Below are 13747 nucleotides of genomic sequence, written 5' to 3'. Positions count from 1 at the left end.
AACCGAAGGGAGTCGCAGCATCATGAGCATCCAACCGTTCAGCCTCGAGGACCTGATGGACATCCTCGAAGACAAGGCCGGGCTACCGGAGGCGAACCGCACCGCGGACGCCAGCCTGAAGTTCACCGACATCGGACTGGATTCCCTGGCGTTCTTGGCCGTGCAGGCGACGCTGGAGACCCGGTACGGGTTCGAGCTTCCCGACGAAGGCCTGCAGCACCGGCCGTTCGCCGACATCATTTCCGCCGTCAACCGGCGGCTCGGGGAGGTGGACGCGTGATGAGCGGGCACACCGAGAACACGGTGCACATCGCGGCACCGATCGATCTGGTCTGGACCATGACCAACGACGTGGCGTCCTGGCCCGCCCTGTTCACCGAGTACTCGTCGGCGGAGATCCTGGCCACCGACGGGAACACGGTGAGGTTCCGGCTGGCGATGCACCCCGACGAGAACGGCACGGTGTGGACCTGGGTGTCCGAGCGAACGATGTATCCCGACGAGCGCAAGGTGCTCGCGCACCGCGTGGAGAAGGGCCCGTTCGAGTACATGGACATCGAATGGACCTACGCCGAAGACGGTGAGGGCACCCGGATGCGCTGGGTGCAGGACTTCGCGATGCGGCCGGACGCTCCGGTCGACGACGAGGCGATGACCCGGCGGATCAACGAGAACTCCCGCATCCAGATGGAGATCATCGCGCGCAAGATCGAACTGGCCGCGGAGCGTGCGTCATGACCGCGTCGAAAACACCGCCGAAAACACCCTCGAAAACGCCGCCGAACCACGCCGACGACGTCCGTGTCGTCGGCCGGGAGGACGTGCCGCCGAACCGGCGGCGCGGGGGTGACATCAGGACCGTGCTCTCGCCCGCCACGACCGGTGCGACAGCGGGGTTCATGGGCACCCTGACGCTGGAACCGGGGGAGGTGGTGACCGAGCACTGGCATCCCTACTCCGAGGAATTCCTCTACTGCGTCCGCGGCACGATCACCGTGCGGCTCGACGGGCAGCCCCGCACGTTGCGCGCCGACCACGGCGTGCACATCCCGATCGGGGTCCGGCACCGGCTGATGAACGACGGGCAGGAGACGGCGTTCCTGGTGTTCAGCCTGGGCCCGCTGGCGCCGCGGCCCGAGCTCGGTCACGTCGACACCGAGCCGGCACCGGGTGAGGTCACGGGATGAACGGGCGCTCGTCGGTGATCACCGGGGTCGGCGTGGTGGCCCCGGGCGGTACCGGCCGCAAGGAGTTCTGGGAGCTGCTCACCAGCGGCCGGACCGCGACCCGGCGGATCTCGTTCTTCGACCCCGACCAGTTCCGGTCGCAGGTGGCGGCCGAGTGCGACTTCGACCCGCTCGCCGCCGGGCTCACCCGGCAGGAGGCCGGGCGCAGCGACCGGTTCACCCAGTTCGCGCTGGTCTCCGCGAGCGAGGCGGTCGCCGACAGCGGGCTCGAACTCGACTCGCTGGACCACGACCGGCTGGCGGTGGCCATGGGCAGCGCGGTCGGGGCCACCACCCGGCTGGAGGACGAGTACAAGCTGGTCTCCGACAGCGGGCGCGAATGGCTGGTCGATCCACGCTACGCGACCAGGTTCCTCTACGAGGCACTGGTGCCGAGCAGCATGGCGGCCGAGGTCGCCGTCCGCTTCGGGGCCCACGGACCGGCGGCGGTGATCTCCACCGGTTGCACGTCGGGGATCGACGCCATCGGCTACGGGCATCAGCTGATCGAGGACGGCGACGCCGACGTGGTGATCGCGGGCGCCACCGACGCGCCGATCTCGCCGATCACGATGGCCTGTTTCGACGCGATCCGGGCCACCACGGCGCGCAACGACGACCCCGAGCACGCGTCCCGTCCGTTCGACGCCACCCGGGACGGGTTCGTGATGGGGGAGGGCTCGGCGGTGCTCGTCCTCGAAGAAGCCGGGCACGCCGCGCGCCGTGGCGCCCATGTGTACGCCGAGATCGCCGGATACGCCAACCGCTGCAACGCCTTCCACATGACGGGGCTGCGGCCCGACGGCATCGAGATGGCCGCGGCGATCGAGGAGGCGATGCGCCAGGCGAGGTGCAATCCGGAGGACGTCAGTTACGTCAACGCCCACGGTTCGGGCACCAAGCAGAACGACGTGCACGAGACCGCGGCGTTCAAGCGCAGTCTCGGCGACCACGCCTACCGGGTGCCGGTGAGTTCGATCAAGTCGATGGTGGGGCACTCGCTCGGCGCCATCGGCTCGATCGAGGTGGCGGCGTGCGCGCTGGCGATCGAGGACGGGGTGGTGCCGCCGACGGCGAACTACGAGGAACCGGATCCCCTGTGCGATCTGGACTACGTGCCCAAGACCGCCCGCGCCGAGTCGCTGGACGTGGTGCTTTCGGTGGGCAGCGGATTCGGTGGCTTCCAGTCGGCGATCCTGCTCGCCCGGCCGGGATGGTCGTCCTGACAGGAGTCCACTGTGGACCTGCTGGACCCGACAGACGGAGGATGGGCCGATGAGTTCGATCGTGCTGACCGGAGCCGGTGTCGTCGCGCCGAGCGGCGTCGGCGCCGACGCCTACTGGCGCTCTACTTTGGACGGTGAGCTGCACGTCCGGCCGATCGAAGCCTTCGACGCGAGCCGCTACGACACCACCATCGCCGGACAGGTCCCGGGTTTCTCTTCGAAGGACTACATCGACGACCGGCTGGCCGTGCAGACCGACCGGTGGACCTGGATGGCACTGGCCGCCACGGAATTCGCCCTCGCCGACGCCGGATACGACGTGGCCGGGCGCGAGGCATACCACACCGGTGTGGCGTTCGGCAGCGGTTCCGGCGGCGTCGAGTTCGGGCAGCGCGAAATCCAGGCGCTGTGGGCGCGCGGCCGCCGCGCGGTCAGCGCCTACCAGTCGATCGCGTGGTTCTACGCGGCGAACACCGGTCAGGTGTCGATCGCGCGCGGCACCAAGGGCCCGTCCAGCGTGATCGTCACCGACGGCGCCGGGGGACTGGACAGCGTCGGCTACGCGCGCCGGGTGATCCGCCGGGGCACGCCCACCGTGCTGGCAGGCGGCACCGAGGCGCCGCTGTGCCCGTACTCGCTGTCGTGCCAGACGGCGAACGGGCGGATGACCACGAGCCCGGATCCGCTTCGGGGCTACAAACCCTTCGACGTCGAAGCGAACGGGTACGCGCCGGGGGAGGGCGGCGCCGTGCTCGTGCTCGAAGACGCCGCCGAAGCGCGGCGCCGTGGTGCGGCGAACATCTACGCCGAGGTCGCCGGTTACGCGGCCACTCATGACGCGCACCATCACCACGAAGCGCCCGGCGACAGCGTCCAGCTCACGCGGTGTATGCGGCAGGCCATCGCCGACGCCGGCCTGCTCCCGCAGGACATCGATCTCGTCATCGCCGACGGCGCGGGCAACCGTGACTTCGACGCGCTCGAAGTGCGTGCCATCCGGGAGACCTTCGGTTCCGGCGCCGAGAACGTCCCGGTGACCGCGCCCCAGGGTTTCATCGGACGGCTGTGCGCGGGCGGATCCGCGCTGAATCTCGTGGTGGGGGCGCTCGCCATCCGGGACGGGATGGTCCCGGCCGTCGGCAATCTCGCCGACCCGGATCCCGAGTACGGCCTCGATTTCGTTCGTGAGCCACGCCGGATGCGCGTCGGCGCGGTGCTCGTGACCGCCCGTGGCTACGGCGGGTTCAACAGTTCGGTGGTGCTTCGCAGGCCTGGAGCGTGATCGCGGTGGAAGGGAACCTCGCATGATCAGGACGATGGACCGGCTGCGCGCGCTGCCCGGTCAGGAAGCGGCGGTGGAAGCCGCCTGCCGCACCGCGACCGGACGGATCCGCGCGCTGCCCGGCAACCTCGCCGCGGACCTGCTCGCCGGCGCCCTCGAGCCGCGCTTGTTCGTCGTCGTCACGGAATGGTCCGGCGAGGCGGCGCTGCTGGAGTACCGGAGCGGTCCGGTCGCGGCGCGTTTCGCCGAGGCCGTCGGCTCGCTGTGCGAACCTTCCCGTCCTGGTGACCATCGCCTGATGGCCGACGCCGAAGACCCTGCGCCCACCGGGCCGGAAATCTGCGTGGACGTCGAGCTGACCGTGCCGGGCGCCCGGCTCGCCGAATTCGAACGCGGTTATGCCGAGGTCGCCCCCCGGATGGCCGAGGTGCCGGGATACCTGTGCGAGGAACTGCTGCGCGAGCCCGGCACGGACACCTACCACATCGTGGCCGAATGGCGTGGCGAAGCGGAGTTCTTCCGCTGGATCGGCGATCCGGCGCACGCGCGGGAGGAGGCCGGGCCGATCGCGCCGTTCCTGCTCGAATTCCGGCGCCGCCTCTTCCACCTGACGGCTTCTCCCCGGCGTGACGGCAACGACGGCCGAGACCGCGCGGAGACCGAGGACACCGAGTTCAGGAAAACCCGGGACAGCAGGGAGAAAACAGTGCACTGGACAACGGACGTACTCGTGGTCGGGGCGGGGCCCACCGGGCTCACCGCCGCTGTCGAACTGGCCCGGCGCGGGATCGACTGCCGGGTGGTCGAGAAGATGCCCACCCTGACGGGGAAGGCCGACAAGGCCATCGGGGTGCACTGCCGCACGATGGAGCTCTGGGAAGACCAGGGCATCGTGCGTGACGCGATGGACGCCGGAATCTGGCTGACCGGGCAGATGGTGCTCGTCAACGGCGAAGAGGTCGGCCGGATGAGCTGGGAACTGCCGGAACTGCCTTACGCGCACCTCGGGCTTCCGCAGTACGAGACCGAACGCATCCTCACCGATCGGCTGGCCGCCCTCGGCGTGCGCCCGTACCGGGGCGCGGAACTGATCGCCTTCAGCCAGGACGACGACGGTGTGCTCGCCACGCTCCAGATGGCCGGCGGCGGCCGCGAAACCGTGCGCGCGAAATACCTTCTCGGCTGCGACGGCGCGCACAGCACCGTTCGCGAACTGCTCGGGCTGACCTTCACCGGTGGCCTCGGCCGGTTCCCGCAGCTGTTCATGCTCGGTGACGTGGACGTGGACTGGGACATGCCGGAGGGCCACCTGCTGCGATTCCTGCACCAGACCGACGGCCAGATGGACGACATGGTGGTGTGCGTCCCGCTGCGCGGCGAGTCCCGGTACCGGATCGCGACCCTCGCGCCACCCCGGTTCTTCGCCCAGACCGGGGGGAAGGACGCCCCTCCCGGGTTCAGCGAGGAACTGGCCCAGCCGACGCTGGCCGACATCCAGGCCGCGCTGACGCGGCTGGCGCCTCCCGGCACCCGGGCGTCCAACCTGCGCTGGTCGTCGATCTTCCGGATCAGCCACGGGATCGTCGACTCCTATCGCGACGGGCGCGTGTTCGTCGCCGGAGACGCGGCGCACCTGCATCCTCCCGCCGGCGGGCAGGGCATGAACACCGGTATCCAGGACGCCTGGAACCTGGCGTGGAAGGTGGCGCTGGCGGTGCGGGGCAGGGCCGCGCCCGGTCTGCTGGACAGCTACGAAGCCGAACGGCGGCCGGAGGGCGAGGAGATCGTCGGTCGCGCGGTGCGGATGGCCTTCACCGACGAACTCGACCGCGAGGACCTGAAACGCCAGTTCCTGCAAGAGATGTCGATGCTGCTGAGCTATTCGGACAGTCCGCTGGTCGCCGAGTCGGTGTCCACTCCGGACGCACTGCGGGACGGTCCCCGGCCCGGCGACCGCGCGCCCGACGTGTCCGGTCTGTACCGGCGCGGGGTGGGACATTCGCTGCGGTTGTTCGACCTGACTCGCGGCACGAAGCACACCCTGCTCGTCTACGCCGACTCCACGGCCGACGAGTCGTCGTTGGCGGCGGTGGAGAAGCTGACCGCCGACATCCGCGAGCTGACCTGCGGTGAGCTGAACGTGTATCTCGTGTGCAGCCCGGACACCCGCGTGCCGTGGATGCTGGATCCGCCCGTGGTGCGGGACAACGGGGGCCAGTTCCGCGCCACCTACGGTGTCGCCGGAATGGCGCTGTACCTGGTGCGCCCGGACGGCCATGTCGGATTCCGGGCCCTGCCCATCGACGCCGACGCGCTACGCGCGAACCTGCAGGGCGTTTTCGGAGGGAACAATTCACAAGGTGAGGCTGCCCGCGGTGGTGTGATGTGACGCGCCCGCGAAGGCGTCCTGAAAAAGCTCGGAGGTGCGAAATGACGAATGTCCGTACCGTCCTGTCGATGCGGACCCGGAAGGGCTGCGAGCAGCGGTTCGAAGACGAGTGGTTGTCGGCGGCCGAACAGATCCGCGGCCTTGACGGTTGCCTGCGCCAGGACCTGCTCCGCGACGCCGACGACCCGCGCAGTTACCTGATCATCAGCGACTGGGCCGACCGGGAACGGCTGGACGCCTTCGGACAGAGCGAGCAGCGTGACCGTCTCATGCGGGTGGTGCGTGAACTGCGCGAATCGGCCCAGCGCCAGACCTATCACGTGCTGCACAGCGTGGGAACCGAGGAGGCCGCGAAATGACCGAGCGTCCGGTGCCCGCGTCGGAGCTCTACACCGACGAAATGACCGCCGATCCCTATCCCACGTTCGCGCACCTGCGCGAAACCGCGCCCGTGTGCCCGGTCAGTTCGCCGCGGTACGACTCGTATCTGATCACCCGGTACGACGATGCCAAAACCGCGCTGACCGATCCCCGGCTGTCCAAGGATCTTTACGGGCCGGACAAGCACTATCTGCGCATCTTCGGGCCGAATTCCGAGGGCCTGAACAAGAACATGCTCAACTCCGACCCGCCGGAGCACACGAGGTTGCGCCGGATGATCTCGCAGGCGTTCGCGCCGCGCCGGATCGAGGCGCTGCGGCCCCGGGTGGGGGAGATCGTGGACAGCCTGCTGGACAAGGTGGTTCACCAGGGCGAGGCCGAGCTGATGCACGACTTCGCGATCCCGCTGCCGATGACGGTGATCTGCGAACTGCTCGGGATACCGGAGAGCGACCACGAGCGGGTCCTCGACTGGACGCAGGTGATCAGGACCTCCGGCTCGTCCGGCCGCGCGCCCGAAGAGGACAAGGCGGCCGTCCAGGACGCGCAACTCCACCTGCACCACTATCTGTCCGACCTGGTGCAGGCCAAGCGGGAAGCCCCGGCGGACGACATGATCTGCGCCCTGATCGACGCGTGCGACCAGGAGGGGAAGCTGTCCGAACGGGAACTGGTCACCACGACGTTCCTGTTGCTGTTCGCCGGGCACCAGACCACCGCGGATTTCATCGGCAACGCGACGGTGGCCCTGCTGACCCATCCCGAACAACTCGGCATGCTGCGCTCCACGCCCGAACTGTTGCCGCAGGCGATCGAGGAGCTGCTCCGGTTCGACGGTCCGCTGCCCGTGGCCAGTCCCCGGATAGCGACCGAGGACGTCGTCTACGACGGCGTGCGCATCCCACGCGGCTCGATCGTCGGTGTGGTGATCAACTCCGCGAACCACGACCCCGCCCAGTTCGCCGACCCGGACCGCCTTGACCTGTGCCGCGAGCGCGGGCCGCACATCGGATTCGGCCACGGTGTCCACTACTGCCTCGGGGTTTCCCTGGCCAGGATGGAGGCGCGGATCGGCATCGGGACGATGCTGCGCCGGCTGCCGAACCTGCGGCTAGCGGTTCCGCCCGGCGAACTGCGCCGGCTTGCCGCGGCGTCGCCGTTCCGAGGTCTGCTCGAGCTTCCCGTCGAGTTCGACGTCTGAGGCGCGGCGCCCGGTCAGGCGGGGGTGATGCCGTACAGCCGGTCCATCTGGTCCAGCGCGTCAAGGCGGTCGAAGTACAGCGACGCGCCGATGATCTTGCCTTCCTGCACGCGGTAGACACCGCAGAAGCCGACTTCGAGGCTCTTGCCGGTGGCCGGGATTTCGTCACCCCGGGTCCGTAGCGGTCCGGTGTGCGTGCCGGTGAACCGGCCCTCCAGCACCCCGCCGTGGTCGTCGCCGTAGCAGGCGAGGTTCTCCACGTGATTGTCCGGGAAGGCGTCCTGACAGGTGTACCAGAGCAGGTCCAGCGCGTCGCGCCCGGCCACGCGGATGCCGCCGGTCGCCCGCAGTTCGAACGCCTGCTGGTCGAACAGGCTCGTCCACTGCTCGCGGTCGTGCGCGTTCCACAATTCGGTTTCGCGCTCGATGAGGCTGGTCGTGCCACCCTCCCGGACAGAGGTGAAGATCACCGTGTACTCCTGCACGGAGCGCACGGTGGCGTGGGTCCTGGCCATCGAGTCGGACCGGATCCGTGCCACGTTCGCCCGGGTGGCGGCCAGGTCCGACGCGGAATCGTAGGCGACGATCGCCTGGCAGTGCCCGGAAGCGCGATCGATCAGGAGCTGGGCGCTGCACAGGGACGGTATCCGCGCCAGCCTCGGCAGTGCCGTGTCGCGGAAGACGTCGACGAGCACGTCGAGATCGGCGGGATCGCTTTCGATCGTGGTCACTCGCAGCCCGGCGCCGCGACCCGGGCGGCGGTGCCGGAGGAAGACCGGGGCTTCGTAATGGTCCACGGTCACCATGCCGTGCAGCAGTTCCGCGGCTTCCTTGCGACCGGTCTGCACGGCGTGCTCGCTGGCGGTCATGGCGTCGGCGCTGTCCCAGTAGGCGTTCGTCACGATCACGCCGAGTTCGAAATTCGCCGCCACCGCGATTCCGCGGCTGCCCGGCTGCGCTTCGACATACGGGCGCACGGTGTCCTCGATGTAGTGAAGGACCTCGTCGACCCGCGCCGGGTCGCCGATCAGCATGTTGCTCCGGACATGCATGATCTTCACCCCTCCTGTGAGACTGCTTTGTCCTTTTTCCGCGAGCCGGCCCCGGTGGTGATTCTTTTCCCTTGTGCTGCCGCGATTCTTTCGGGACGCGCCCTGGAAAACCCAGTGTCTCTCCGGATGGCGCCGATGGAAAGCGGAACCCGTCATCCGTCCACAGTGGCCGTTCCGGCCTATCCGGTTTCGTGCGACGGCGCGATGCTGAGCAGATGCAGCCGGCACAGGCGGCGGACGTAGCGGCTTGCCCTTCCGTCGCAGGGCAGCACGAGCGTCGGCAGGGTGAGCGACTCCCCGTTGTAGCGGGTGGCGAGCAGGGCGTCGCAGGCGCCGAACTCGGGATCGATTTCGGCGAGGGAAAGCACTACCTGGTAGCCGTCGGCCGAGACAGCGACGACCACGACATTGAGTTGGCCCATCTTGTGCCGTTCATCCAGCCGGGGACGGGCTTCGGCGAGGACCTCGTGCAGGGGAACTCCGCACGCGTAGTGGACTTCCCGCGACCGTCGTGTCACGTAACGAATCTCGCGAAGGGCATGTGCTCGGGCGTCCAACTCGGCGGTGCGGACAACGCCCTCGCCGGCGACGTCGCCGGTGATCAGGATCTGCCCCGGATCCGGCGTCGCGGGCGGCGCCGACACGGACCCCTGGGTGCTCCTCGCCGCCATGAACTCACGGTAAGTACCTGGTACGGGCCCGTACAGCCGCCGAACGGGTAGATCCGCAAAAGCGGTTGAAAGGCGACGCTGATTCCGCAGAAGCGTTCGCGGAGGTGGGCCGGCTCCGCGCGGGTGCCTGGAGCGCGGTGGTTGGCCGGTGCCGGGAGTTCGCCCTCCTCATGGCCTACGTAGGTCTCCATTACGTAGGCGTTTGGGTAGATCGCCGGATGTCGGGCCCGGCCGGGCGGAGCACTCTCGAAAAGGTAAGTCAAGTACTACGAGGATTCGGCATGAAGGACAACGAACTGACAGCTCTTCGGCAAGTGGCCGACCGCGAGGTTCTTTTCCACGCGGGCACCTGGGGCGGACCGACCGGTTACCGCTGGCGCGGCAGCGACGGCGCGGAGGCGGGCCTGGTCCCGCAGCCGCAGGCGGAAACCCTCGACCGGCTGACCAAACTGGGCATGATCACCACCGAACGGCGTCTCGGTCCTCTCGACCGCGAACTCACCGTCACGCGGACCGGCACCGAAATTCTCGAAAACCGCGCCGCCTGACCACGGTGCGCGCCGCCCCGTAAGCGGTCCGGCGCCGGCCGGCAGGCGCGACCGGGCTTCCGGGAGGCGGAACATCTGTTTTGACGATCCCTTTCGTCGGGTAAGTGAATTCCACGACGTATGCGGCGAGCAGACAGGGATCGGCCGATGACCAGCAGTGAACAGGCCGCGGTGGCGCGTGCGGCCGGGGAAGATCCGGACGCGAAACGGCGCTCCGCCACCGTGGGTGCCTTTTTCGCCGAGTTCGTCGACATGTTCGACATCTATTTGCCGACCGTGATCCTGACGCCCGCGCTGGCGTATTTCCAGCCTGCCTCGCTCTCTCCCGGACTGGCCGGGATCATGACGTCCCTGGTGTTCGTGACCACCCTGATCGGACGGCCCGTCGGCGCCGCCATCTTCGGTGCGCTGGCCGACCGGGCCGGCCGCCGCTCGGCGACCATCACGTCCGTGTCGGGCTTCGGGATCATCACGTTGCTGATCGCGTTCCTGCCCGGGCACTCGACGATCGGTATCGCCTCCTTCTGGCTGTTGATCGCCCTCCGGTTCGCCGACGGCATCTGCCTCGGCGGCGGCTACACCGGCGCTCTTCCGCTGGCGATGGAGTACTCGCCGAAGGAGCGGCGCGGCCTGCTCGGCGGGGTGATCCTGGCCGCGTTCCCGTTGGCCTACATCGCGATCAACCTCGTCGGCCTGGCGTCCTTCGCGCTGTTCCCGCTGGCCGGGCCGGATTCGCCCTACGCGGTGTGGGGCTGGCGGATCCCGTTCGTGCTCGGGGCCCTGCTGGCCGGTTGCCTGGTGCTCTACTACGTGCGGAACGTGTCGGAGTCGGAGATCTGGGAGGCGTCGGAGAAGAAGTCGTTCCCGCTGCGGACCGTGTTCCGGGGCAGCAGCGGGAAGAGTTTCCTCCAGGTGTTCGTCATGATGACCGGATTCTGGCTCACCCAGAACCTGGTGACCCTCTACCTGCCCACGACGGTGCTGCACACGTTCTTCAAGCTTTCCGGCACGCAGCTGACCCTGACCCTGATGATCGCTTACGCCTGCCTGGTCTTCAGCTATGTCGGATCGGGAATCGTGGGGCAGCGGATCGGCCGCCGCCGCTTCTTCATCATCCTGGGAGCCGCCATCGCCACCGTCGGCGCGGCACTGCTGGCGCTCCTGGTGACCCGCGCGCAGCTGTCGTTCGGGTTGCTCGTGCTGCTGGTCTGCGTCTTCTCGATCCTGGTCACGGCACCGTGGGGAGTGGTGCTGCCCTACATCAACGAGCGATTCCACACCGATGTCCGCGCGTCGGGCTTCGGCCTCGGCTTCAGCGCTTCGGTGATCATCCCTTCGTTCTACGCCTTTTTCATGGCCGGACTGGGAAACCTGATGCCCTACGCGCTGACGTCGGTGGTGCTGATGGTCATCGGCGGTGTCCTCGGAGCCACGGGTGCCTTCGCCGGCCCGGAAACGAAGGACGTGGATTTCACCAGGGCCGCTTCCCGGCCGCTGGGCACCGGCCGGTGAACCGGCGCTCACGGCAGTGATTCCGCTATTTCGGTGATGCGGTCCCGGAGCCAGCGGTGCGCTGGATCGTCGGTGTGCCGGGGACTCCAGTACATGGCTTCGACGATCGGCGGAAGCCGCATCGGCGGTTCCAGCAGCCGCAGCCGGGCCTGCTCGGCGAAACGAAGAGCCAGTCTCTCGTGCACCATGCTCACCATCCGGCTCCCGGTGAGCAGAAAGGGAGTGAGCACGAAACTGTGGGTGCGAAGCTCGACGTTGCGGTGGATGCCGGCCTCGGCGAGTTCGGTCTCGGCCAGCCCCAGGCTTCGCCCGATGCTGTAGGACAGGTACGGCAGCTTGCTGAACTGCGCGGGGGTGACCGTCTCGCCGACATCGGGATTGTCCCGATCACAGGCCAGCAGGTACCGGTCGGCGAACAGGCGAGTGTGCGGGAAGGCCAGGTTCGCCGCCACCGCGGTCGGCACGATCAGGAGGTCGATCCTGCCGCTGCGGAGCTGGTCGGCGAAGTCCATTTGCAGCGGCTCGACGCTGATGCCCACGCCCGGCGCGGCGACGGCGAGATCGGCGAACAACGGGCTCAACAGCACGAGGGTCACGTAGTCGCTGGCCACCACGGTGAAGGTGCGCCGGTCGGCTGATGGGTCGAAGACCGCGCTCGCGCTCATCACCGCTTCGGCCGCTTCGATCGCGTCGTGCACGGGATGGATCAGGGATTCCGCCAGGGGAGTGGGCACCAGCCCCCGTCCGTCGCGCACCAGCAACGGATCGTTGAAATGCCGGCGCAGCCGCGACAGTGAAGCACTCATGGCGGGCTGGCCCACCGAGGTGCGTTCCGCGGCCCGGGTGACGTTGCACTCGGTGAGCAGGGCTTCGAGCGCTACCAGCAGATTCAGATCGATTCCACCGAGTGACATTCCGGCGCACCATCACTTTCGTCGATGCGGCCGATCGACGTCAATCGTTTCCCCTGGTGTGACCGGCGACATACCGTGCACTTTAGACACGTTGTGACGAAAAGGCAGAAACGAGGTGAAGCGTATGCGGGTCGACCGGGCGCTCGTCGTGGGTGCGGGCATAGGTGGGCTCGCGGCCGGAATTGCCCTGGCCCGTCAGGGCGTCGACGTCGAGATCGTGGAGGTCAAGCCCGACGCCCGCGTTCTCGGCGTCGGCATCAACCAGCCGGGTAACGCTCTGCGCGCGCTCGACACCCTCGGCGTGCTGGACGAGGTGATCGCGGCGGGATTCACCTTCGGTGGCAACGAGTTTCGCGACTGGAAGGACACGCCGATCGTCTATGTCCCGTCCGGACTGGGGGACGACCGCGTGCCGCCGAACGTGGCCATCAGCCGTGCCGCGCTGGGTGAGATCCTGCGCAAGGCCGCGATCCGCGCGGGCGCCCGCGTTCAGTACGGCGTGACCGTGGACGAGCTCACGGAAAGTCCTTGGGATGTCACGGTCCGGCTGAGCGACGGGCGCCGGACAGCCTATGATCTCGTCGCGGCGTTCGACGGTATGCGCTCACCGATGCGGCGGCGGTTGTTCGGCACCGCTTACGAACCGGAGTTCACCGGTTATTCCGTGTGGCGCATGCCGCTTCCCAGACTCCGGTCGCTGCACGGGCTCGTGGCGTTCCAGGGCGACCGCGTGAAGGGCGGGCTCATTCCCCTGTCGGACGAGCTCATGTACCTGCTCCTGGTCACTCCGGAGCCGGGCAATCCCCGGCACGAGCCGCGAGAGTTCGGCCGGTTGCTCGCCGAGCGCCTGGCGGGGTTCTCCGGGCCGCTCGGCTGGATCCGTGACCGGATCGAAGGCCCGGCGGGAATCGTCTACAGCCCGCTCATGCAGTGCCGGGTGCCGAAACCGTGGCACCGTGGCCACGTCATCGTGCTGGGCGACGCGGCGCACACGGCCGTCCCGCATCTGACCCAGGGCGCGGCCATGGCGCTGGAGGACGCGATCGTGCTCGCCGACGAGATCGCGGTGGACCGCCCGCTGGACGCGTCGCTGACCGCGGTCGCGGACCTGCGCTTCAACCGCGTGCGGCTGGTGACCGACGTGTCTCGTGCCATCCTCGACGGCGAAATGGCGATCACCGCCCGGGAATTGCCCGGGGCCGCCGCGGACATGCGGATGGAGCTCCCCAGCCAGGTGGCTTTCGTGGAGAACCAGCTCAACGCGCCGTACCGCTCGGCACACACCCGGCGCGCCCGGGTCCGCGCGGTCGCGAAGGCAGGATCCGGCGTCACGGGCCATTGATTA

The 13747-nt window shown here is 68.5% G+C and carries 14 protein-coding genes; 11 read left to right on the top strand and 3 right to left on the bottom strand.

Annotated features, from left to right (window positions below; all coding sequences use genetic code 11):
- Positions 1-22 precede the first annotated feature (22 nt).
- From ACFSXZ_RS06620 to ACFSXZ_RS06585, 8 genes are read left to right on the top strand one after another with little or no spacing between them, the layout of a single operon-like run.
- Positions 23-280, top strand: a complete 258-nt coding sequence (locus ACFSXZ_RS06620; RefSeq protein WP_378262304.1) for an acyl carrier protein — start codon at positions 23-25, stop codon at positions 278-280.
- Positions 280-738, top strand: coding sequence for an SRPBCC family protein (locus ACFSXZ_RS06615; RefSeq protein WP_378262302.1), 459 nt, complete (start codon positions 280-282; stop codon positions 736-738). The genes ACFSXZ_RS06620 and ACFSXZ_RS06615 overlap by 1 nt, the downstream gene beginning before the upstream one ends.
- Positions 735-1187, top strand: coding sequence for a cupin domain-containing protein (locus ACFSXZ_RS06610; protein WP_378262300.1), 453 nt, complete (start codon positions 735-737; stop codon positions 1185-1187). Before ACFSXZ_RS06615 ends, ACFSXZ_RS06610 begins: the two co-directional genes overlap by 4 nt.
- Positions 1184-2452 carry a beta-ketoacyl-[acyl-carrier-protein] synthase family protein gene (locus ACFSXZ_RS06605; RefSeq protein WP_378262298.1) on the top strand — a complete coding sequence of 423 codons (1269 nt, stop codon included), beginning with the start codon at positions 1184-1186 and terminating at the stop codon, positions 2450-2452. Before ACFSXZ_RS06610 ends, ACFSXZ_RS06605 begins: the two co-directional genes overlap by 4 nt.
- Positions 2453-2501: 49 nt before the next feature.
- Entirely contained in the window at positions 2502-3734 is a 1233-nt protein-coding gene (locus ACFSXZ_RS06600) for a beta-ketoacyl synthase N-terminal-like domain-containing protein (protein WP_378262296.1), read from the top strand.
- 22 nt (positions 3735-3756) lie between these two features.
- Entirely contained in the window at positions 3757-6123 is a 2367-nt protein-coding gene (locus ACFSXZ_RS06595; protein WP_378262294.1) for an FAD-dependent monooxygenase, read from the top strand.
- 41 nt (positions 6124-6164) lie between these two features.
- Positions 6165-6482, top strand: coding sequence for a putative quinol monooxygenase (locus tag ACFSXZ_RS06590; protein WP_378262292.1), 318 nt, complete (start codon positions 6165-6167; stop codon positions 6480-6482).
- Entirely contained in the window at positions 6479-7705 is a 1227-nt protein-coding gene (locus ACFSXZ_RS06585) for a cytochrome P450 family protein (RefSeq protein ID WP_378262290.1), read from the top strand. The genes ACFSXZ_RS06590 and ACFSXZ_RS06585 overlap by 4 nt, the downstream gene beginning before the upstream one ends.
- Positions 7706-7719: 14 nt before the next feature.
- Here the strand turns inward: ACFSXZ_RS06585 and ACFSXZ_RS06580 are convergent, their stop codons facing one another.
- Positions 7720-8757, bottom strand: coding sequence for an ester cyclase (locus ACFSXZ_RS06580; protein ID WP_378262288.1), 1038 nt, complete (start codon positions 8755-8757; stop codon positions 7720-7722).
- 179 nt (positions 8758-8936) lie between these two features.
- Complete coding sequence (locus tag ACFSXZ_RS06575) at positions 8937-9428, bottom strand: molybdopterin-binding protein (protein WP_378262286.1); 492 nt, start codon at positions 9426-9428, stop codon at positions 8937-8939.
- Between the two features lie 281 nt (positions 9429-9709).
- Between ACFSXZ_RS06575 and ACFSXZ_RS06570 the strand changes: the two genes are divergently transcribed.
- Positions 9710-9976, top strand: a complete 267-nt coding sequence (locus ACFSXZ_RS06570; RefSeq protein ID WP_378262284.1) for a hypothetical protein — start codon at positions 9710-9712, stop codon at positions 9974-9976.
- A 147-nt stretch (positions 9977-10123) separates the two neighbouring features.
- Positions 10124-11488 (top strand): MFS transporter, encoded by a 1365-nt coding sequence (locus ACFSXZ_RS06565; RefSeq protein ID WP_378262282.1) that lies wholly within the window; start codon positions 10124-10126, stop codon positions 11486-11488.
- An 8-nt stretch (positions 11489-11496) separates the two neighbouring features.
- Here the strand turns inward: ACFSXZ_RS06565 and ACFSXZ_RS06560 are convergent, their stop codons facing one another.
- The gene (locus ACFSXZ_RS06560; RefSeq protein ID WP_378262280.1) at positions 11497-12402 is read right to left on the bottom strand and encodes a LysR family transcriptional regulator; all 906 of its coding nucleotides are present in this window, start codon (positions 12400-12402) and stop codon (positions 11497-11499) included.
- Positions 12403-12526: 124 nt separating this feature from the next.
- On the opposite strand from ACFSXZ_RS06560, the gene ACFSXZ_RS06555 reads away from it, so the two are divergent.
- Positions 12527-13744, top strand: coding sequence for an FAD-dependent monooxygenase (locus ACFSXZ_RS06555; RefSeq protein ID WP_378262278.1), 1218 nt, complete (start codon positions 12527-12529; stop codon positions 13742-13744).
- Positions 13745-13747: the final 3 nt, after the last annotated feature.

Source organism: Amycolatopsis pigmentata (genome assembly GCF_042684065.1).
In the GTDB taxonomy this organism is placed as follows: domain Bacteria; phylum Actinomycetota; class Actinomycetes; order Mycobacteriales; family Pseudonocardiaceae; genus Amycolatopsis_E; species Amycolatopsis_E pigmentata.
Note: the sequence above shows the minus strand (reverse complement) of the source record. Positions and strands in the feature narration are given on the sequence as shown.